Genomic DNA, 19,950 nt, shown 5'->3' with positions numbered 1-19,950 from the left:
CGTCCGGCCTCGCCATCGCGGCGGTTCAGGCGTCGACCAGCACCGCTTCGGGAACGGGCTGCGCGGGCTGCTGTACGGCAGCGCGGCTCGATGTGCGCCACGACACCGGTTCATGCCGCTCACGATCGACCGTCAGTGAAAACACGTCGAAGCGGTTGTAATAGCCGACCACATCGTGGAACTGCTTCGGTTCGACACAGCGGTTCAGATCGAATTGCGCATACGCGATACCTTCTTCATCGCTCAACGCCTCGCCGACCGGGGCGCCGGTCGGGTCGACGAACATCGTCATGGCGCGCGACGAACCGTCGAGCACGGCCGCCGCCGCGGGGTCTCGCGCCACGAGAAAGTCGCGCATACCGGCATCCATATAGCCTGCGCAGATAATGCCGAATGCCTTCGCTTCGAACGAATGGGCGCCGGCGCGCAGCCGGTTGGCGGAAACGTTGTCGAAGTTGCCGCCGCTGACCGGGCGGCGCGTCGGCCACAGCGCGGGCCAGCTCGAAATGTGAATCTGCTCGCCCTGCGCCATCAGCGTATAGCGGGCGAGCGGGTTGGTGTTTTCGCCGCAGATCAGTCCGCCGATCCGGCCGATGCGCGTATCGGCAACCTGCAGACCGGCGCCGTCGCCGGCCGCCCACACGAGCTTTTCATAGAACGTCGGCACCAGTTTGCGGTGGTGGTTCAGCACTTCGCCGCGATCGTCGATCAGCACATTGGAATTCCACAGGCAGCCGACGCTCGCACGCGAACGCTCGCTGAAGCCCATCGAAACGAACACGCCGCTGCGTTCCGCTTCGGCGGCGATCTCCGCGAGTTCGCTGCCGTCCGCATAGAGGCTCTCTGCTGCGAACCGTTCGAACAGATCGTGATTGTCGATCGGCGCCCATAGCGACGCCCACACCGGAAACGCCGGAATGAACGATTCGGGAAATGCGACGAGCTGCGCACCGTTGCGGCTCGCTTCGCGAATCAGCGAAACCGCCTTGGCAACCGTTGCACGCTTGTTCAGGAATACAGGGGCCGCGTGGACCGCAGCAACTTTGACGACAGGAAGATAGGACATGATGGTTTGACTCGTTAAGTTGTGTTTGACTCGTTAAGTTGTATTAGTGATCGACTGCGGAAACGGCGCCGTAACCGGTCTCGCGGCGCACCACGAGTTCCGCCCAACGCTTGCGTGCCGTGGCATCGCGCGTGAGCAGCGAAACAAGGACGACGAGGAAGAAGCCGACAGGAATCGAGATGATTCCCGGATTGCGCAAACTGATAAGGGGCGCTCTGAGTCCGACGAGGCTCGTGGCGTCGGCGGGAATGGCATCGGCGGCCGCTTGCGCCGCGCTGCGGCTCGCCAGCAAATGCTGCCGGTTCGCGGTAGCAGTCGCGGTCGCGGGCGGGCCGGCGGTCAGTTGTCTGTCGATGTCGGCTACCTGTTGCAGTGCCTGTGCCCGCGCCATCGCCGGATAAGTCATGTTCGGCGAAACGAGCACGAGGGCGATCGCGGCGAGCGTCCCGCCGACAATCCCGACCAGTACGCCTTGCGTCGTCGTTCGCTTCCAGTACAGCGTCAGCACGAGGGCGGGGAGATTGGCCGACGCGGCGACCGCGTAGCCGAGCCCGACGAGCTGCGCGACGTTCTGGCCGCGCTCGAGGATGCTGACACCGATGGCGACCGCGCCGACCGCGAGCGTGGCCACGCGCGCTGCCATTACCTGTTGCCGATCCGTCGCGCGCCCGCTCTTCAGCGCGCCGACGTAGACGTCGTGCGCGAGCGACGACGCGGCGGCCAGTGTCAGCCCGGCCACCACGGCGACGATGGTGGCGAATGCGACCGCGGCAATAAAGGCGAGCATCAGGTCGCCGCCCACGCTGCCGCGTCCGCCGGTCAGCGCCTGGGCAAGCAGCGGCGCCGCGAGATTGCCGCCTTTGTCGAGCGATGCGATCAGCGGCGCGCCCACGAAATAGGCGGCCGCAAAACCGATCGCGACGATCGACAGGTGGCACACGCCGATGCCGAGCATCGCCCACATCACGGACTGCCGTGCGGCTTTCGCGTCCTTCACGGTAAACAGGCGCATCAGGATGTGCGGCATCGCCGCGGTACCGAGCACGAGTGCGAGCCCGAGCGAAAGCAGTTCGAGTGGCTTGTTCAGATACAGGCCGGGCTCGAGAAAGCGCCAACCGAGTTCGTCGCCGGTCAGTCCTCCTGCCGCCGCCATCGACGCGACATGGGCCTGCACGAACGGGCTGTGCACCACGGCATCCATGAAAGCAGGGACGCGAAAGCCGAATGGCAGCCACGCGAGCACGACAAGCACGAACGACGTGCCGATCAGCAGCACAGCCTTGATGACCTGCACCCAGGTGGTTGCTTTCATGCCGCCGCACGCGACATACACGAGCATCAGGCCGCCGACCCCGCAAACCGAGACGTTGTAGTCGATGCCGACGAGCGCGCGCACGATGACCGCGCCGCCGACGATCTGCGGAATCATGTAAGCCAGCGCGACGACTACACTCGACACCGCGGATACCGCTTTGGTCGAGCGGAAGCTGTTGCGGGCGACGAGCACATCGCCGATCGTGTAGCGCCCCAGATTGCGGCACGGCTCGGCGATAAAGAGCAGCACCGGGATGAACGCGGCAAAGAATCCGACCAGATAGATCATCCCGTCGAAGCCATAGAGCGCGATGAGTCCGGACGCGCCGAGAAAGGCCGCTGCCGACAGATAATCGCCGGCAATGGCGAGCCCGTTTTTCGCCGGCCCGATGCTGCCGCCCGCGGTATAGAAGTCGCCCGCGGTACGGTTGCTGCGGGATGCGAACCATGTGATCAATAGCGTCGACATGATGACGAGACCGAACACGGCATAGGTCAACGCGGGATGGCTGACCGCGGCTGCGTCGACGCCTGCGGCATAAGCGGGCATTGTCGCGGCAAGGCAGGCCGTCGCGCATGCGGCACGCAGGCTAGTACGCATGATGTTCCTCCGCGAGCGCGACGCCGGAGTTCGGCCGCTCGGCAAGACCGGCCGCGGCGCGATCGATCGCCGCGGTGCGGCGCATGAAAACGTAGACGATCAGCCCACCGAACGGATACTGCGAGACCGCGAACGCGGTGCCCAGATTGATGCCTGCGGCGAGTCTGATGCGGAAGATGTCCGGCGCCCAGGCGATCAGCGCGGGAATGGAAAAATAGTAAAGCGCGGAAACCAGTCCAAGGACGACGACCGTGTTGCGCCGTCGGCGTGCCAGCCGTTTGAAACGCTCGCTTGCGAGCATTGCCTCCCAGTCCGTGTCGCTTTCGGCCATCGGTGTCTCCGTCAGGTAGTGTCAGGTAGTCGACCGGCCGGGGCGAGTACAGGGGGATGCAAGCGCGAAACTCCGGCTGGTGATCCGAAGTCTATGAAAGCTACCTTTCCGCACGAAACGGAAAACAATCTATGGCATGTGCAAAATTGCACGGCGAGAATAGCGCGATGAAAACCGCACCCACGCTGCCATGAACATGAACCGCCTGAGCTGGGACGACTTGCGCGTCTTCCTCGCCGTATCCCGCGCCGGCAATCTCTCGAAGGCCGGGCGTTTGCTCGGCATGGATCACGCCACAGTCGGCCGGCGCATTTCGGCGCTTGAATTCGCGCTCGAGACGCCGGTATTCGAACGCGACCGGCAGGGATACCGGCTCAATGCACAGGGGCGCGAGATGCTGGCTCACGTCGAAGCCGTCGAGGCCAATGTGCTGACGCTCGGCGATCTGATGAACGGGGCACTACCGGGGCACGCCGGTCATGTGCGCATCGCAACAATGGAGGGGATTGCGTCGCTTTATCTGAGCGAACAGTTCGTCAAACTAAAGCAACGCCATCCGGGCCTGACGGTGGAACTGGTGACGTCCGCGACGGACGTGCGCATCTCGCACCGTGAAGCCGATCTTTTCCTCGGCTTTTTCGAGCCGCGCGGCGTCAATCTGGACATCGAACATATCGGGCGCTTTGCGCTGCACCTGTATGCCCATCCCGATTACCTTGCGGCGTTCGGCACGCCTCGAACGATCGACGAATTGCGAGCGCATCGCTTCGTCGGCTACGTCGACGACCTGATTCAACTGGACGCGGTTCGCTGGCTCGACGATGCAATCGCCGAGCCGCCCATCGCGTTCCACTCGACCAGCATGATCGCGCAGATGTTTGCGGCCGCGGCGGGGGCGGGGATCGTCATGCTGCCGGAGTTTGCGCGGGCCGAGCGGTTCGGTCTTGCGCTGATTCCGCTGAAACGGCTGGAGGTGACGCGCGACGTATGGATGAGTTCTCATCAATATTTGCGCCGGGTGCCGCGTATCGCGGCAGTCGCGTCGTTTCTCACCGAAATCATGGCGCGCGACTACCCGTTGGAGTGATCCGTGTCGGTGATGAGCCGGGTAGTGCCGGCGGTAGGTGAGGTAGGCCCAAACCCGGTCGACGGCAACCGCTGTGTCACGTGCCGTCGGGCTTGTGTTGCCTTGCCATGCCGTTGAAGAACCGCACGGCATCCGCGCGCGTATTCATCAGGGAGCCGATCACCTTGGGATCGAGTCCGAAGCGCCGCGCGCTGCCGGTCACGAGGCTCATCTGCAGATCGTTGATCGGTTTGCTTAGCGAAGGATGCTCGAACACGTCGGACGGCGCGAAAATATCGGGCAGGTCGTCACGCGGTGTTTCAAGCGTCAGAACCTGCGCGAGCGTCGGCGCCTGCGCGATCCGCGCGCTCGTCAGCATCCGCGCCGAAGGAATTTCGAGCCAGTCGCGCAGTGTCGCGAGAATCGAAGTGTGATCGTAAGGCGTGGAACTCGGCGAGCGGAACACCGTGCCTCGCGCGATATATGGCGATACCAGCACGGCCGGTACGCGTATGCCGAAGCGGTCGAAGCCGAACCCGTCGTCGCCGCGTGGGTTCGCAGCATCGGGTGGCGTCGCGTTGGCGGGCGGCAACACGTGATCGAAGGTGCCGCCATGCTCGTCGAACGTGATAAGCAGCAGCGTCTCGCGCCATGCGGGCGACGTGCTGACTGCCTTCCATATGCGGTAGAGAAAGTAGTCGCCGGCGCTCACGTCGTGTGGCGGATGCTGATCGGTCGGTTCGATCAGGAAACTCGGCTCGATAAACGAGTACGCCGGCAACGAACCCGTCGCACATGCGTCGACGAATGCGGAAAAACGCTTGAAGCGCGGCGACAGCGATTCGAGCCATAACTGCGGAAACATGGTGCGCGTGAGCGACGGAATCACGGTCGTGTTGTGATAGATGGCCCACGGAACATCGGCATCTTCGAGCACATTGAAGATGGTCCTCATATTCCACTCAAACGGATCGGGCAAGCCTCGGGTTCCGGGGTTTCGCGTAAAGGTTTCGTTGTTGACGTGACCGTTCGATGTGCCTGCGTGCGCGAACGCGCGATTCGGCCAGGTCTGGCTCGGTACCGAGGCAAACCACGCATCGCTCACTGCATATGAGCGAGCCAGCGACGACAGCACCGGCACCTGTATCGGGCTATGGGCTTGCATGACCTGGCTCGGGTCGCGCGTCGGCGTCGTCTGGTAGTTGAGTACGAAGCCTTGCATCGGCGGCAGCGGCGGCGTAATGCCGTCTCGTGGTCCGAATATCTGCGCGTCGACGTTGAAGAAGGTTTCCTGCGGATCGGGGTCCGGCACGCCGGTATTCGACACGGAACCTGTGACGAAGATCCGTTTTCCCGAGCGAGACGGATTCGAGAAATCGGCGCGCAGGCCGTCGAAAGCCGGCGAACTGCCGCGGGGCAACACGCGTTGCGGCAAATCGCCATCCGGATAGAGCCAGCCGAGCATCGTATCGAGAGAACGATTCTCGAACATGACAACAACGACGTGCCTGATTCTTTCTAGACTCCTGGCCATGAGATCCCTCGCGTGTTTGCGGGTGCGATCCGCAAACGTGGGTGATGTGTGGTGACGTGCCGCATGCAATGCATCGGCGTTAACACACAGCACCCTCACGCTATTCGTGTCGCGAGGTTCAACCTGCTTTTGACCGGCTGGGCCTTTACTTCTGTTTATTGGTGGTATGGGTCGAAGCCGTACAGCCGCTCCGGGTTGTCGACGAAGATCGACTGTCGCACTGCCGGATCGTCGACCCATTCGTCGAACTGATCGACGAGGTCCGCATCGTCGGGCATCGGCACCGGAATTGCCGGATGCGGCCAGTCGGTACCCCAAACCAGTTGCCGCGGGTTGGCCTCGATCAGCGCATCGATAAACGGTCGAGTATCGACATAAGGCGTCGCGTGCAGCCCGGTGCTGCGATACGTACCGGACAGCTTGACCCATGCGAGTCCGTCGCGAACCAGCGCGAGCAGATTCTGGAAACCCACATCGCGAATACCCTTGTGTGTGGGCACATGGCCGAGGTGATCGAACACGGCAGGCACGCCGAGGCGTTCGACGAAGCCGGTCAGCCCCGCAAGCGTCGAGACGTCGGCGAGAAATTGCAGATGCCAGCCGAATCCTTGAATCCGCCGCGCGAGCGTTTGCGCGGTCTCGAGCGCGAGGCCCGCGCCGAACAGCAGATTCAGACGCACGCCGCGCGCGCCGAGCCGATGGAATTCGGCAAGATCGTTATCGCTAACGCCGGGCTCGACCACCAGCACCGCGCGCATCGGCAGACGGCTGTCCGCGATCGCCTGCAGACTGCGCCGGTTATCCATGCCGTACGGGCTCGGCTGGATGATGACCGAGCGCGCAATGCCGAAGCTGTCGGCGAGCGCTTCGTAATCCGCGAGCGTCGCGTCGGGCGGCGTATAGCTGCGGCCCGGCGCGTAGGGCCACGCATGCTCGGGTCCGAATACGTGGAAATGGCAATCGACGGTGCCGGCCGGCAGCCGTTTTTGCGGCGCACGCGATAGCGGGCGTGCGGGAGCGCAGACGGGGATGCTCACAGGAGCGGCCTCCATGAACGACGAGGGAAATACAGGAAATGGGGTGCTTCACAAGCGGGCCGGGCGCGGCTCCGGAAAGCCGCGCCCGGCCCGCTGACGGTGGTTCACGCGACGCTCAAGGCTTGACCGTTGCCGATACCTTCGTCAGCTTGAACAGATCCGCCGGCGCTTCGCAGTGCTGGCAGTTCACACCCGGCACGTTCGGCGCCTCCTTCACGACATTCGCCGGCAGCGGCTGAATCGTCGCGCCCGGCGTCGGCGTGCCGTGCAGCGCGGAATTCAGCGACAACTCGGGCGTCAGCACCGGATCGAACACTTCGGTGTTGAACGAGTCGGGCACCTTCGTCGACGGGAACGCGTTGCAACCGTTGACGAACGAGTCGCCGGTGCAGACCTTAACCTTGTCGGCCGGTACCCACGGCAACGGGTATTCGATGTTGTGCACGGTCACTTTGCGCTTGCCGGTCAGCTCTTCCATCATGAGCTTGAACGCATAGCCCGATACGTTGATCGGATCGCCGGACGATATGCCGTCGAGCCCGCGCTTGCGGAGGTCGGCGTTGGCGAGGGCTAGCCGGAAGCCGTTGGTATTTTCGCCCGTCACGGGCACGAGCTTCTTCTGACCACTGGCGAGCATCGCCGCGACGATGCCGTCCTCGCCGTTCTCGCCGAAGATCGCGTCGACATCGGGATGCGCGGCAAGCGCCTTGGCGGTTTCCTGCTGCGTGGTCTGGCTATTCCACATGCCGTAGTACTCGGCGACGACCTTGATGTTCGGATATTTTTTGAACACGCTCATCGCGCCGTCGTAGTTCATCTTGTCGACCGAATTGCCGGCCACACCGCGATCGATAAACACGTTGCCCTTGCCGTTCAGCTTGTTGACGAGCCACTGCGCGGTGTTTTGCGCAAAGCCCGCCGTGATGTAGCTGACCGTGCGCGCGCAAGGTTCGGTCACGGTGCCGCTGTACGTGTACACCAGTACGTGTTTTTCGCACGCTTCGTGAATCGCGCGGTTCAGGCCCGTCGATGAAATCGGGAAGGTGATGATCGCGTCGGCTCCGGCCGACACCATGCTTTGATACGCCGCTGCCTGAGCCTGCACGTCGGTGCCGGAAATCACCGTTTTCAGCTCGACGAGCTTGTCGTACGGAGGCGTCGCCGCTAGCGCCTTGATCAGGTTCGACGTCTCGGTCTGATAGCCGTTGCCGCTGTAGCTCATGCTCAGATAGACCTTGTACTTCTTCGGCGGCGTCTGCGCGTGCGCGGCGGTGCCGGCAAGCGCCGCGACGGCGGTGAGCGCGGCGGCGCATTGTGCGAGGGCGAAGCGGACTGTCATGTTTCCTCCGTATGTCTTTTAGGATGTCCCAGTCTTCAGGGTTGTTTCAGGACTGTTTTGCTTTTGAGGCGATGCCACTGCGTTTGAAGAGCGTGGCGAGGTCGTCGCGCAACAGCACGAGCGCAACAAAGATCACGACGCCGTAGACGATCGTGCGCCAGCCCTGCGCGATGCCGAGCGAGGCGACGATGGTCGATAGCGTGGTGAGCAGGATGGCGCCGGCCGCCGCGCCGAGATACAGTCCGCGGCCGCCGACAATCGAGGTGCCGCCGATCACGACGGCCGCCACCGACGGCAGCAGGTAGCTCTGGCCGAGCGTGAGCGTGACGCCGCGCACGTAGCCGAGCATCAGGATGCCGGCGAGTCCCGCGCTCGCGCCGCTGATCGCATAGGCGCCGATCGTCAGCCGATGCACGGGCAGCGCGGCGACATAGGCGGCCGTCGGGTTCGTGCCGAGCGCATAGAGCTTGCGGCCGAAGCCCGTGCGCATCTGCAGGAAGCAGCCGGCCGCGGTCGCCACCACCATCAGATAGAGAATCGGCGTGCCGGCAGACGTGTTCGCGAACAGCGCCGACAGCGCCGCGGACGGTTGCCCGGTCGGCGTGCCTTGCGTGAAGCCGAGCGTGACGCCGTAGAGGATCACGCCCATCGCCAGCGTCATGATGAACGGCGGAATCTTCACCATGCTGACGCCTATGCCGCTCAGGGCGCCGAGCGCCGCAGTGATTAGCAGAATAGCGGGCACGCCCCACACTACGGCCGCATCCGATCCGCCGATCCACTTGAATGCGAGCACGCCGCCTAACGTCATCATCGACGCGACGCTCAGATCGAGGCCGCCGAGCAGGATCACCATCTGCTGGCCGAATGCGACCACCATCAGGAAGCTCGAGATCACCAGAATCGCTTTCATCTGCGCGAGGCTGCCGAAATTCGGGCCGAGCGCGCGCGACGCGGCAATCAGCGCGAACGAGATCGCGAACAAGGCGATTGCTGTGCGCACGTCGCGATCGAGCCGCGCGAGGACACCCGTGGTGCGATCGCCGTCGCGTGTGTCGGCGGGCCGGCCGCCGGTCAAAGGCGTTTGCGTCATGCGTGAGCCTCCCCGCGCGTGGCGACGCGTGCAAAAAATACGGCGACCACGACCGCGGCGATCATCACCACGCCCTGGAAAATGCCGGTGTAGAACGACGACACGCCGGTCGAAAACAGCACCTTCTGCAACAACGTGAGCGTCAGTGCGCCGAGCATCGAGCCGGCCACGCCGCCGCGGCCGCCCGCGAACGACGTGCCGCCGAGCGCGATCGCCGCGAACACGAGCAGCAGGTAGGGATCGCCGGCGTTCGGCGTGCCGGTCGACGTCAACGCGGTCAGCATGAAGCCGGCGAGCCCATAGCAGACGCCCGCGAGCACGTAGGCGACGAGCTTGACGCGCCTGACCGGCACACCGGCGAGCAGCGCGGCCGATTCGTCGGCGCCGGTGCCATAGAGGCCCACACCCCAGTCGGTACGCCGCAACACGCGCCACAACGCGAAGACAGCGACTGCGATCGCCAGCGCGACCGGGACGGCGCCGCCGATGCGATCGGTCATCGTGTACGTCATGAAGTCCGACACGTCGCCGCCCGGCGCATCGAGAATCAGCAGCGTGACGCCCGAGCAGACGATCATCGTCGCGAGCGTCAGCGCGATCGACTGCAGGTTCCAGTACGCGACCAGATAGCCGTTGATCGCGCCGACTGCCGCGCCTGCGGCGACCGCGATCGCGGCGCCTTGCAGCGCGCCCCAGGGGCCGCTGCCGCCGTGCACGGCGACCAGCACATTGGTCAGCGACACGACACCGGCCACCGAGAGATCGAAGCCGCGCGTCAGGACGACGAGCGTGCCGCCGGCCGCGGCAAGCGCGAGCGGCAGGCTGTTGTTGAGAATGTCGGTCAGCACCGATGGGCTCAGCGCGTCGGATTGCGTGGCCGCGAAGATCGCGGTCAGCACCGCGAGGATCGCGATGATGACCGTAGTACCGTCGCCGAGTGCGCGCCGGTACCACGGCTGCGGGCGCGACGTTCCGCCCGCGTGGGGCGAAGACGCAGAAGAAGAGGGCCGGTGGTTCATCGGATGTTCGCTCCTTGTCCCGCCGCGAGCGCGACGAGCCGCGCTTCGGAGAGATGCTCGCCGGCCGCCTCGCCGGCCACGCGTCCGCCGTAGACCACGACGCAGCGGTCGACGAGATGAATGAGTTCAGCCAGTTCGGTCGAATAGACGAGTGCCGCGCCGCCTTGCGCGACGAAGTTGCGGATCAGGTCGTAGATCACCGCCTTGGTGCCGACGTCGACGCCACGAGTCGGATCGAACAGCACCAGATAACGCGCGCCCGACATCAGCACGCGGCCGATCAGCGCTTTCTGCTGGTTGCCGCCGGAGAGCGCGCCGATCTTTAGCTTCAGATAGCGGCTCGCGAGATCGACGCGGCCGGCTTCGCGGTCGACGGCTGCCTTTTCGCGCGCGCGATTGATTACGCCGAAGCGGCCGAGCCGCCCGAGTACCGGTAGCGTCATGTTGGTGTCGGTGCGCAGGCCGAGAAACACGCCTTCGGTCTTGCGCTCCTCGGGTACGAAGCCGATACCGGCTTGCGCGGCGGCGGCAGGGCTCGCGAGGCGCACGCGCTCGCCGTCGACACGGATTTCGCCGCTTCGCACCGGGGCGAGGCCGGCCAGCATCCGGAAAAGATCGCGCTGGCCTTGCCCTTCGAGGGCCGCCACGCCCACGATTTCACCCTTGCCGACGCTGAGCGTGATGTCTTCGACCGTGCCGCCGGCGAGGTGCCTTACGCTAAACGCTTCCGGCTGTTGCGACGCTTTGGGCGTGCTGCGCGCCCCATGCGCGCCGCGTGCCGCCGAGCCCACCATCATCTGGAAGATGCCGGCGTCTTCGATGCCCGCAAGCGACACGGTTTCGATGCTTTCGCCATTGCGCAGCACGGTGCCGCGGCGGCAGAGGCGGCGCACTTCGGAAAGCCTGTGCGAGATGTACAGCACACCGGTGCCGGCTGCCGTGAGGCGCTCCAGGATGTCGAATAGCCATTGCGGCTCGGCGAGCGCCGCCGTCGGCTCGTCGAGCACGAGGAGCCGCGGCTCGCGCGCGACCGCGCGCATGATTTCGATGCGCTGCTTTTCGGCCAGCGACAGCGCGTGCACCTGGACGCCGGGATGGATATGCGCAAGGCCGTACGCGGCGAGCATCGCGGCGGCGCGCTCGCGGCTTCGCGCAACCGACACGAGGCCCGCCGCGCCTTTCGCCTGACGCGGCAGCATCAGGTTTTCGGCAACGCTCAGATTCGGCAGCAGGCTCAGTTCCTGAAACGCGGTCGAAACGCCTGCCGCGCGCGCGGCCATCGGATCGGCCGGCGCATACGGACGGCCGTCGAGCGTGAGCGCACCGGTGTCCGGCGCGACGATGCCCGACAGCACCTTGACGATGGTCGATTTGCCGGCGCCGTTTTCGCCGAGCAGCGCATGGATCTCGCCGGGTTCGATGTCGAACGAGACACGTCGCACGGCGACCGTTGCGCCATACGACTTCGCGATGCCGCGGATGTCGAGAATCTTCGGCGCCCCGCCCGCGGATGGGGCAGGCATGGACCGCGCGAGCGCGTCAGCCATTGTAGACACCGCCGTCGATGCCGAACGATTGCGCGGTCACGTAAGCGGACTCGTCCGACGCGAGATAGACGAAGAGCGGCGCGATTTCGTCGGCGCGCGCCTGACGGCCGAGCGGCACCAGCGCGGCGATTTTCTGCTGCTGTGCGTTTGCGCCGCCCATGAAGTCGATCGCGGGCTGATTGAACGCGGTGTCGACCCAGCCGGGGCAAATTGCATTGACGCGGATCGCGTCGGGCGCGAGTTCCATCGCGAGCGCCGTCGTGAACGCGATCACGGCGCCCTTGGACGCCGAGTAGGCGACGAGGCCGGGCCCGCCGCGCTTGCCGGCCAGCGACGACATATTGATGATCGAACCTTTGCCCGAGCGCTTCAGATGGGCAACGGCGTGTTTCGCGCCGAAGAAATGGGCGCGCGCGTTGACCGCGAAGAGCGCGTCCCAATCGGTCTGGCTGAAGTCCGCGATCGGCCCCGAGCGCTGCAGGCCCGCGTTCTGCGCGAGCACGTCGAGACCGCCGAGCCATTCGACGCCTTGCGCAATCAGATTCGCGACGCTCGCTTCGCTACTCACATCGACCTTGACGAAATGCGTCGCGCCGCCGAACTCCGCGACAACTGCGCGCCCGGCGTTTTCATCGATATCGCCGATCACGACACGCGCCCCTTCCGCGATGAAGCTGCGCACGGCTTCCTTGCCGATATTGCCGATGGCGCCCGTGATGACGATGCGTTTTCCGGAGAGACGGCCTGACATGGTTGGACTCCTGACTAAAGAGGGTTACTGGCCGCGCGAGTGCGCAAGCAGGAAGCGTTCGAGCAGCGGGTTGCACAGATCCGGGCGCTCCATCGTCGGCATGTGGGCTGCGTCTGGAATGGTTTGCAACTCGGCGCCGCGAATCGAACCGGCAATGCGCTCGAGCACGGGCAATGGCGTCGACGTGTCCGCGGCGCCGGCAATCACGAGCGTCGGCGCCACGATGCGGCTGAGCCCTTCGGCAATCGTCATGTCGCGAATGGCCGCGGCGCAGCCGAGATAGCCGTCGAGCGAGGTGCCGAGCACCATCGCGCGCATCTGCGCCATGAGTTCCGGGTGCGCCTGCTTGAAGGCGGGCGTGACCCAGCGGTCGACGGTTGCTTCGACGAGCGGCGGCACACCGATTTGCCTCGCTTCGACGATACGTGCCTGCCAGGACGCTTTCGGTGCGTCGCTTGTCGTCGCGCACAGCGTGAGGCTCGCGAGGCGCTCGCCGTGCGCGGCGCCGAACTGCTGGCCGATCATCCCGCCGAGCGAGAGGCCGACGTAATGAGCCCTATCGATGTCGAGCGCGTCGAGCAGCGCAAGCACGTCATGCGCGAGCAGCGCGAGGGAATAGTCGCCCGGTGTCGCGCCCGATCCGCCGTGCCCGCGGATGTCATAGGCGATCACGGTGAACGAGCGCGAGAGCGCTTCGATTTGCGGATGCCACATCGTCAGGTCCGCGGCCAGTCCGTGACTCAGCACGACAACCGGGGCGCTGGCTGGGCCCGTCAACGAGAAGCGCGTCTGGATGCCGTTGGTGTCGGCCGTTCGAAGCATGTCTGCGCATCCTTTTTATTGCGTTGTTCGATTGCTCTCCGCCTTGGCTGGAAGGCGACGGAGACCGAGTCTCGATTTTGTCGACAATTTTGTCAATTCAATTGTTCTCAAGGTAAACGCCAATACTGTCAACCATGTAGATCGGTAGAATGCGCGTCATATGGCTGTAAGCGGGTTTGCCGCAAGCGCGGCGGCGCGCGCACAACAACGATGCGAGGGAGAGGGCTTGGTTACACGGACGGACACACAGGCAGCGCAACTGGTCGAGGGCATCAAGACGGACATCATCATTGGCCGTCTGCGGCCGCATCAGCGGCTCGTCGAAGAGGAGATCAGCGCGCAGTTCGGGGTGTCGCGCCACGTGCTGCGCGCAGCGCTCGTGCAACTCGAAGGAATGGGCCTCGTCACGCGGCGGCCCAATCGCGGCGTGATCGTGCGCGACTTCTCGTTGGCCCAGGTCGAGCAGATTTACGAGGTCCGCATGATTCTGCAGCGCGAAGCGGCCTTGCGCATTCCCATGCCCGCGCAACCCGAGGCGCTCGCGGAAATCGAGGCGATCCACGCCGAGTATTGCCGCGAACTCGATGCGGGCAATCTGCTGCAGGTGAACGTGCTCAACGACGCATTTCACCGGCGCATCTGGGCGACCTGCCCGAACCAGTATCTCGCTGAAACGATCGAAAAGTTGTGGGTCGAGACGACCGGCATCCGCTGGTATGGCGTCGGCGATCCGCAGCTGCTCACGCACTCGCGCGAACATCACGCGACGATGATCGAGCAATTGCGCAGCGGCGACCGTGAGGGTTTTGTCGAACTCGCCGTCGACCATATCGTGCCGCCGCTTGACGCATTCCGGCGCGCGCATCGCACCAGTGCGTCGTTTATGGCGCCCTCCCAGCCGGAACGGAGACCGGATGAAACCGACCTACGAGATTCTCGTGCAGGGAAACAACCTGCGCCTGAAAAACGACTTCCTCGGCATCGCTAATGTCACGCTGATTCGCGGCAAGAACGGCCTGATCCTGTTCGATACCGGCGGCTACATATCGCGGCTCGGGCTGCTGAAGGCGCTCGCCGATCGCGGCATCGCGCCGGCCGATATCGGCACGGTATTTCTGTCGCATCTGCATTTCGATCATGCACATAACGTCGACCTGTTTGCGCATGCGCGCTTCGTGGTCAGCGAACGCGAATGGGAATATGCGGCGCACCCGCATCCGCACGATCAGCTTTTGCCGTGGGGAATCCGCGAGCAACTGTCGAAGTCGAAGGTCGAGTTTCTGACCGGGGAAGGGCAACTCGACGCCGGCGTGAATTTCTTCCCGGCGCCGGGCCATACGCCCGGTTGCTATGGCCTCGAACTCGAGACCGCCGACCGCGGCCGCGTGATCGTTGCGGGCGACGCGATCAAATACGCAAAGGAAGCGATCCTCAAACGCTGCGACATGGCGTTTGACGAAGTCGAGGTCGGCACGCGCACGATCCAGCGCATTCTCGAACGTGCCGATCGCATCGTGCCCGGCCATTTTCCCGAGCTGATCCGGCAGCCGGACGGCAACTTTATCTGGGAAGATCCCGCGCCGTTCGAGCTGCTGGTGCGTTAGCCTCAGCGCGCATGGCGTGCGCGGGCTATCAATAGCCTGCGCACCGCTCACGGCGTGTTCGCTTCCAGTGGTCCGACGCGCGACGATGCGGCCGCGCCGTCCATGCGGCCCGTCACGAAAAGAAGGATGACGAACGCGAGCACGCCGAGCGACGCAATCAGTTGCAGGCCGCCGTTGAAAGTGCCCGTCACATCCTTGATCAGCCCGACCGCGTACGGATCGACGAACCCGGACAGATTCCCGAGCGAGTTGATGAGCGCGATGCCCGCGGCGGCCGTGGCCGGTCCTAGCAGGCGCGGCATCACGGTCCAGAACACAGGCACCGCCGAGAACACGCCGAAGCTCGACACGCAGAGCAACACCAACTTGGCGGCCGGCGTCGCGACCAGTGTCGATCCCGCGAGTCCAATGACCGCGAGCGCGAGCGGCAACAGCAGATGCACGCGCCGCTCGCCGGTGCGATCCGAGTGCCGTCCCCACAGAATCATGCCGACCGCTCCAGCCACGAAGGGCAATGCGCTCACCATGCCGGTCTGCTGGAGGTTGAGATTGAACGCGTGCACGATCTGCGGCAGGAAGAAGCTCAAGCCGTAGTTGAAGCCGGTCATGCCGAAATAGGCGAGCGCGGTCAACAGAATGACCGGATGCGTCAGCAGCTTGCGCATCCCGTGTGCGACGGCCGGCGGACGGCTCGCGCGTTCTGCCGCGAGTGTCGTCTCGAGCCATGCGCGCTCGTCGTCGTCGAGCCATTCAGCCTGCCTGGGCGAATCGCGCAACACGCGCCATACGACGACGGCAAGCAGCAACGACGGAATCGCCTCGATCAGGAACATGACCTGCCAGCTGGAAAGTCCGAGCCAGCCGTGCAGACTCATCAGATAGCCCGAGACAGGCGAGCCGACGACGCTCGCAATCGGCATCGCAGCCATAAACGTTCCGATGACGCGCGCACGATAGGCGGTTGGAACCCACAGCGAAAGATAGAACACGACGCCGGGGAAGAACCCTGCCTCGGCGGCGCCGAGCAGCACCCGCACGGCGTAAAAGGAATGGGGGCCTTGCACGAGCGCGGTGGCGCCCGAACACAGTCCCCACGTGAACATGATCCGCGCGATCCAGCGCCGTGCGCCGACGCGTTCGAGCAGCATGTTCGACGGCACTTCGAAAACGAAGTAGCTGAGAAAAAACAGTCCGGCCGCGAGGCCGAATGCCGAGGCGCTCAAGCCGAGATCGCGGTTCATCGTCAGCGCCGCGAAACCGACATTGACCCGGTCGAGAAACGCGACCACGAAGCAGACGGTGAGCAGCGGCACGTAGCGGCGCAAGATCTTGCGCATCGTTCGGGATTCGATCGCGGTCATGCGTGTCTCCTGTTTTGGAATCGCTGTCGGTTGCAGGTTCAGGTGGTCTGAGCGAGCGCGTTCTGCGTGGGCAAACCGTCGGCGCCGACGCACGGCGGCGCGTGCAGGTCCAGCCTTCGTCCGGCCTTGAGCAGCTGGCTCGGCACATCGTGGCCGATCAGTTCCGGAAGCAGTGCGGACGCGTCGAGCACGGCGGCGAGATCGACGCCCGTGTCGTAGCCTTCCAGTTCGAGCATGTGCACGAGCTCTTCAGTGCAGACGTTGCCTGTCGCGCCCGGTGCGTATGGGCAACCGCCGAGGCCGCCGAGCGATGCGTCGAAGCGGTCGATGCCCGCGGCGAGCGCCGCGAGCGTGTTGGCGAGTGCCATGCCGCGCGTGTTATGAAAGTGCAGCGTGAGTTCGAGCGACGCGAAGCGCTCGCGAGCGGCGCGGCACAGCGCACCGACCTGCGAAGGATAGGCCATGCCGGTCGTGTCGCAAAGCGTCACGCCCTGCACGCCGAGGTCGGCAAAGCGCTGCATCCAGCCGAGCACTTGCGTCGGTTCGATATCGCCTTCCATCGGGCAGCCCAGCGCCGTCGACAGCGACACGTTGATCGCCACATCCGTTTGCCCGACCACGCGGATCACGTCGCTGAGCTGCACGAACGACTGCTCGCGGCTCATGCGCAGATTCGCGCGGTTATGGCTTTCGCTGACCGACATGACGAGATTGACCTCGTCGACGCCGCACGACAGCGCGCGCTCCGCGCCGCGCACATTCGGAACAAGCACGGTATAGACGACGTCCTTGCGCCGCGCGATGCGGTGCATGACGGCCTCGGCATCGCGCAATGCGGGAATCGCTTTGGGTGACGTGAACGAAGTCGCTTCGATCTTCGCGTAGCCGCAGGCGCTGAGCCGGTCGATCAATGCGACCTTCGCATCGGTATCGACAAAACGCGCCTCGTTCTGGAATCCGTCGCGCGTGGCGACTTCCTGTATGTAGATGCGCTTGCTGCTCATGCCGGACTCCTTCAGATAATGCCGCGCGTGCGCCACGACTCGCGCGTCGCCGTATCGATGCCGAGGCGCTCCAGCACTTCGTCCGTGTGCTGACCGAGCGCGGGCGCGGCCGCGCGAACCGTGCCGGGCGTCTCGCTCAGTTTCGGCACGATGCCCGGAAGCTGGACGGGTGTGCCGTCGGGAAGCCGCGCGTCGAGAATCATGTCGCGCGCGCGGTAGTGAGGGTCGCTCGCGATGTCCGCGATGTCGTAGATCTTGCCTGCGGGAATGCGCGCTTCGTTGAGTGCCGCGAGGACGTCTTCGAGCGGCTGCCGACTCGTCCATCCGGCGATCGCGGCGTCGATGCGGCCGACCTGCTGCACGCGGCCGTCGTTATGCGCGAGCGCCGGGTCGTCCGCCAGATCGATGCGCCCGATCAGGCTCATCAGACGCCGAAAAATACTGTCGCCGTTTCCGGCAATCAGTGCGTATTTGCCGTCGCGGCAACGATACGCATTCGACGGCGCAATGCCCGGCAGGCTGCTACCCGCGGGCTGACGCACGGCGCCGAATACCGCGTATTCGGGCAACAGGCTTTCCATCATGTTGAAGACGGACTCATAGAGCGCGACGTCGACCATCTGGCCGGCGCCGCCGTTCTGCTCGCGATGGCGCAGCGCGAGCAGCACGCCGATCACGCCATGCAGCGCGGACAGCGTATCGCCGATGGAAACGCCCACGCGCACGGGTGTGCGCTCCGGCTCGCCGCTCAGGTGCCGCAATCCGCCCATCGCTTCCGCGACTACGCCGAATCCGGGCCGGTCGCGGTACGGGCCGGTCTGTCCGTAGCCCGACACGCGCAACATGATGAGACGGGGATTGAGCGCATGCAGCTCGTCCCAGCCGAGGCCCCAGCCTTCAAGCGTGCCGGGGCGGAAGTTTTCGATCAGGACATCGCATTGCGCCGCGAGTCTACGCACCACGTCCTGAGCTTCGGGCGTGCGCAGATCGAGCGTGACGGATTCCTTGTTGCGCGATTGCGCTGCCCACCAGACGGACGTGCCTGCATGCAACAGGCGCCATTTGCGCAAAGGGTCGCCGTCGCCCGGTGGTTCGAGCTTCACGACGTGAGCGCCGAACTCGGCGAGCATCTTGCCCGCAAACGGCCCGGCAATCAGCTGTCCCATCTCGAGCACGCGAATGCCCTCGAGCGGCTTTGCCACGCTTGTCTCCTTTGGAACATGTCTCATGAGACCTACTGTGCGGCAAATCGCGCAAGCTCATAATCGATAAATTTTCCATGACCCTTTCCGGCCTGGAAAGGGTCGCGGGCTGCGGCTCGCGATGGCGGGGTACTCAGTTAGGCAAGCTTACCGCTGGACATGAAATCGAACAGGCGCGCGGCTTCGGGCGAAAGCGCGTCGCGCGAACGTGTACCGATCCATAACGTTCGCTGTGCCCAGGCGTCGGTAAGCGGCACGGGCCTGAGACCCGCGGCGAGAATTTCGGCGCGCACGGCCGCTTCGGGCAACACGCCAATGCCGAGGTCGTGCTCGATCATGCGGCAGATTCCATCGAAGCTGCTGACCTGAATGCGAAATTTGAGCGTGCGCCGCTCGCTGAACGCCGCGGCCAGCAACCGTGCGAGCAGCGAGCTGCCTTCGTTGAGCCCCACAAACTCGTAATCGAGCGTATCGGCGAACGCAACGCGCGTCAGCGCGGCCAGTGGATGACCGTCCGGAACCAGCAGCACGAGCTTGTCCTGCCGGTAAGGGGCTTTGTCGATGCCGGGCGCCGCAACATTGTCCGCGAAGATGCCGATATCAGTGTCGCTGTTGGAGATGGCGGCAACGATGTCGTCGCTCAGCCGTTCTTCGAGCGAAATCTTTACGCTTGGATTGCCTGACAGGAAAACCTGCAGATCGTGCGGCAGGAACTGTACGACCGCCGACGTGTTGGCCCACATGCGGACATGACCGCGCACGCCGATCGCGTAATCGCTCATCTCGTTGGCCATGCGGTTCACCCGATCGACGACGTGACGCGCATGCGCAAGCAGGCTCTTACCCGCGGACGTCAGTTCGATGCCGCGCGGCAAGCGGACGAGCAGCCCGCAGTCGACGCTGCGTTCGAGCTCCGCCATGCGCTTGCTGACCGCCGAGAGCGTCATGTTCACGCGCTCCGCGGCTTTCGTCAGACTGCCGAGTTCGGAGACGACAATAAAAAGCCGCAGCGATTGGAGGTCGTACTGTGTGTGGCTTGTCATGTTCTCGGGGCAACGATCGTGGCACCCGGATCCGTTTGCGACGCATCAGGGTGTCTGGTGTAAGGCTGTGTCATTGACGGATTGTCTGTCAATGATATAGTAGGATGAAGATTAAGCAGGCTTCGTCGTGACGAATCGCAGGTTCGTCTCAGGCCAGTCAAGCAAGCAATCGCAGGCCGCGCGAAGCGACAACCGGCCGGCAATAAAGGAGACGTG

At 64.5% G+C, this 19,950-nt stretch carries 18 protein-coding genes; 3 read left to right on the top strand and 15 right to left on the bottom strand.

Annotated elements, in window-relative coordinates; all coding sequences use genetic code 11:
- Positions 1-25: 25 nt before the first annotated feature.
- Genes KZJ38_RS33955 through KZJ38_RS33945 form a run of 3 tightly spaced genes read right to left on the bottom strand, consistent with a single transcriptional unit; the run spans position 26 to position 3,312 of the window.
- Positions 26-1,066: a carbon-nitrogen hydrolase family protein gene (locus KZJ38_RS33955; RefSeq protein ID WP_219801392.1), complete on the bottom strand. Its 1,041-nt coding sequence runs from the start codon at positions 1,064-1,066 to the stop codon at positions 26-28.
- Positions 1,067-1,109: 43 nt separating this feature from the next.
- Positions 1,110-2,981, bottom strand: a complete 1,872-nt coding sequence (locus KZJ38_RS33950; protein ID WP_219801391.1) for a solute symporter family protein — start codon at positions 2,979-2,981, stop codon at positions 1,110-1,112.
- On the bottom strand, positions 2,971-3,312 hold the full coding sequence (locus KZJ38_RS33945) for a DUF485 domain-containing protein (RefSeq protein WP_219801390.1): 342 nt from the start codon (positions 3,310-3,312) through the stop codon (positions 2,971-2,973). The genes KZJ38_RS33950 and KZJ38_RS33945 overlap by 11 nt, the downstream gene beginning before the upstream one ends.
- A gap of 190 nt (positions 3,313-3,502) precedes the next feature.
- Here KZJ38_RS33945 and KZJ38_RS33940 point away from each other — a divergent pair, with 190 nt between their 5' ends.
- Positions 3,503-4,399 carry a LysR family transcriptional regulator gene (locus KZJ38_RS33940; RefSeq protein WP_219801389.1) on the top strand — a complete coding sequence of 299 codons (897 nt, stop codon included), beginning with the start codon at positions 3,503-3,505 and terminating at the stop codon, positions 4,397-4,399.
- 76 nt (positions 4,400-4,475) lie between these two features.
- Here the strand turns inward: KZJ38_RS33940 and KZJ38_RS33935 are convergent, their stop codons facing one another.
- The 8 genes from KZJ38_RS33935 to KZJ38_RS33900 all read right to left on the bottom strand — a co-directional run bounded on the left by KZJ38_RS33935 (position 4,476) and on the right by KZJ38_RS33900 (position 13,520).
- Positions 4,476-5,912 carry an alkaline phosphatase family protein gene (locus tag KZJ38_RS33935; protein ID WP_219801388.1) on the bottom strand — a complete coding sequence of 479 codons (1,437 nt, stop codon included), beginning with the start codon at positions 5,910-5,912 and terminating at the stop codon, positions 4,476-4,478.
- Positions 5,913-6,067: 155 nt separating this feature from the next.
- The gene (locus tag KZJ38_RS33930) at positions 6,068-6,949 is read right to left on the bottom strand and encodes an amidohydrolase family protein (protein ID WP_246641908.1); all 882 of its coding nucleotides are present in this window, start codon (positions 6,947-6,949) and stop codon (positions 6,068-6,070) included.
- Between the two features lie 115 nt (positions 6,950-7,064).
- Positions 7,065-8,288, bottom strand: coding sequence for a sugar ABC transporter substrate-binding protein (locus tag KZJ38_RS33925; protein ID WP_219801386.1), 1,224 nt, complete (start codon positions 8,286-8,288; stop codon positions 7,065-7,067).
- A 46-nt stretch (positions 8,289-8,334) separates the two neighbouring features.
- Entirely contained in the window at positions 8,335-9,381 is a 1,047-nt protein-coding gene (locus KZJ38_RS33920) for an ABC transporter permease (RefSeq protein ID WP_219801385.1), read from the bottom strand.
- Positions 9,378-10,400: an ABC transporter permease gene (locus KZJ38_RS33915; RefSeq protein ID WP_219801384.1), complete on the bottom strand. Its 1,023-nt coding sequence runs from the start codon at positions 10,398-10,400 to the stop codon at positions 9,378-9,380. The genes KZJ38_RS33920 and KZJ38_RS33915 overlap by 4 nt, the downstream gene beginning before the upstream one ends.
- Positions 10,397-11,923: a sugar ABC transporter ATP-binding protein gene (locus KZJ38_RS33910; protein ID WP_219801383.1), complete on the bottom strand. Its 1,527-nt coding sequence runs from the start codon at positions 11,921-11,923 to the stop codon at positions 10,397-10,399. The genes KZJ38_RS33915 and KZJ38_RS33910 overlap by 4 nt, the downstream gene beginning before the upstream one ends.
- Before the next feature lie 16 nt (positions 11,924-11,939).
- Positions 11,940-12,698 carry an SDR family NAD(P)-dependent oxidoreductase gene (locus KZJ38_RS33905; RefSeq protein WP_219801382.1) on the bottom strand — a complete coding sequence of 253 codons (759 nt, stop codon included), beginning with the start codon at positions 12,696-12,698 and terminating at the stop codon, positions 11,940-11,942.
- 24 nt (positions 12,699-12,722) lie between these two features.
- Positions 12,723-13,520: an alpha/beta fold hydrolase gene (locus tag KZJ38_RS33900; protein WP_219801381.1), complete on the bottom strand. Its 798-nt coding sequence runs from the start codon at positions 13,518-13,520 to the stop codon at positions 12,723-12,725.
- Positions 13,521-13,746: 226 nt separating this feature from the next.
- On the opposite strand from KZJ38_RS33900, the gene KZJ38_RS33895 reads away from it, so the two are divergent.
- A complete protein-coding gene (locus KZJ38_RS33895; RefSeq protein ID WP_219801380.1) occupies positions 13,747-14,508 on the top strand; it encodes a GntR family transcriptional regulator in 762 nt (253 codons plus the stop codon).
- On the top strand, positions 14,435-15,124 hold the full coding sequence (locus KZJ38_RS33890; protein WP_219801379.1) for an MBL fold metallo-hydrolase: 690 nt from the start codon (positions 14,435-14,437) through the stop codon (positions 15,122-15,124). The genes KZJ38_RS33895 and KZJ38_RS33890 overlap by 74 nt, the downstream gene beginning before the upstream one ends.
- A gap of 47 nt (positions 15,125-15,171) precedes the next feature.
- Here the strand turns inward: KZJ38_RS33890 and KZJ38_RS33885 are convergent, their stop codons facing one another.
- The 4 genes from KZJ38_RS33885 to KZJ38_RS33870 all read right to left on the bottom strand — a co-directional run bounded on the left by KZJ38_RS33885 (position 15,172) and on the right by KZJ38_RS33870 (position 19,734).
- Positions 15,172-16,485, bottom strand: a complete 1,314-nt coding sequence (locus KZJ38_RS33885) for an MFS transporter (protein ID WP_219801378.1) — start codon at positions 16,483-16,485, stop codon at positions 15,172-15,174.
- Between the two features lie 38 nt (positions 16,486-16,523).
- Positions 16,524-17,489 (bottom strand): hydroxymethylglutaryl-CoA lyase, encoded by a 966-nt coding sequence (locus tag KZJ38_RS33880; RefSeq protein WP_219801377.1) that lies wholly within the window; start codon positions 17,487-17,489, stop codon positions 16,524-16,526.
- 11 nt (positions 17,490-17,500) lie between these two features.
- Positions 17,501-18,691: a CaiB/BaiF CoA transferase family protein gene (locus KZJ38_RS33875; protein ID WP_219801376.1), complete on the bottom strand. Its 1,191-nt coding sequence runs from the start codon at positions 18,689-18,691 to the stop codon at positions 17,501-17,503.
- A 137-nt stretch (positions 18,692-18,828) separates the two neighbouring features.
- On the bottom strand, positions 18,829-19,734 hold the full coding sequence (locus KZJ38_RS33870) for a LysR family transcriptional regulator (protein WP_219801375.1): 906 nt from the start codon (positions 19,732-19,734) through the stop codon (positions 18,829-18,831).
- Between the last annotated feature and the right edge of the window lie 216 nt (positions 19,735-19,950).

The sequence above is a fragment of the Paraburkholderia edwinii genome (assembly GCF_019428685.1).
Lineage (GTDB): Bacteria > Pseudomonadota > Gammaproteobacteria > Burkholderiales > Burkholderiaceae > Paraburkholderia > Paraburkholderia edwinii.
Note: the sequence above shows the minus strand (reverse complement) of the source record. Positions and strands in the feature narration are given on the sequence as shown.

Coding starts and splice junctions, on each gene's coding strand:
- KZJ38_RS33900 (WP_219801381.1), bottom strand. CDS start 13,520: ATGCTTCGAACGGCCGACACCAACGGCATCCAGACGCGCTTCTCGTTG.
- KZJ38_RS33885 (WP_219801378.1), bottom strand. CDS start 16,485: ATGACCGCGATCGAATCCCGAACGATGCGCAAGATCTTGCGCCGCTAC.
- KZJ38_RS33880 (WP_219801377.1), bottom strand. CDS start 17,489: ATGAGCAGCAAGCGCATCTACATACAGGAAGTCGCCACGCGCGACGGA.
- KZJ38_RS33925 (WP_219801386.1), bottom strand. CDS start 8,288: ATGACAGTCCGCTTCGCCCTCGCACAATGCGCCGCCGCGCTCACCGCC.
- KZJ38_RS33940 (WP_219801389.1), top strand. CDS start 3,503: ATGAACATGAACCGCCTGAGCTGGGACGACTTGCGCGTCTTCCTCGCC.
- KZJ38_RS33910 (WP_219801383.1), bottom strand. CDS start 11,923: ATGCCTGCCCCATCCGCGGGCGGGGCGCCGAAGATTCTCGACATCCGC.
- KZJ38_RS33920 (WP_219801385.1), bottom strand. CDS start 9,381: ATGACGCAAACGCCTTTGACCGGCGGCCGGCCCGCCGACACACGCGAC.
- KZJ38_RS33870 (WP_219801375.1), bottom strand. CDS start 19,734: ATGACAAGCCACACACAGTACGACCTCCAATCGCTGCGGCTTTTTATT.
- KZJ38_RS33905 (WP_219801382.1), bottom strand. CDS start 12,698: ATGTCAGGCCGTCTCTCCGGAAAACGCATCGTCATCACGGGCGCCATC.
- KZJ38_RS33890 (WP_219801379.1), top strand. CDS start 14,435: ATGAAACCGACCTACGAGATTCTCGTGCAGGGAAACAACCTGCGCCTG.
- KZJ38_RS33935 (WP_219801388.1), bottom strand. CDS start 5,912: ATGGCCAGGAGTCTAGAAAGAATCAGGCACGTCGTTGTTGTCATGTTC.
- KZJ38_RS33945 (WP_219801390.1), bottom strand. CDS start 3,312: ATGGCCGAAAGCGACACGGACTGGGAGGCAATGCTCGCAAGCGAGCGT.
- KZJ38_RS33915 (WP_219801384.1), bottom strand. CDS start 10,400: ATGAACCACCGGCCCTCTTCTTCTGCGTCTTCGCCCCACGCGGGCGGA.
- KZJ38_RS33955 (WP_219801392.1), bottom strand. CDS start 1,066: ATGTCCTATCTTCCTGTCGTCAAAGTTGCTGCGGTCCACGCGGCCCCT.
- KZJ38_RS33950 (WP_219801391.1), bottom strand. CDS start 2,981: ATGCGTACTAGCCTGCGTGCCGCATGCGCGACGGCCTGCCTTGCCGCG.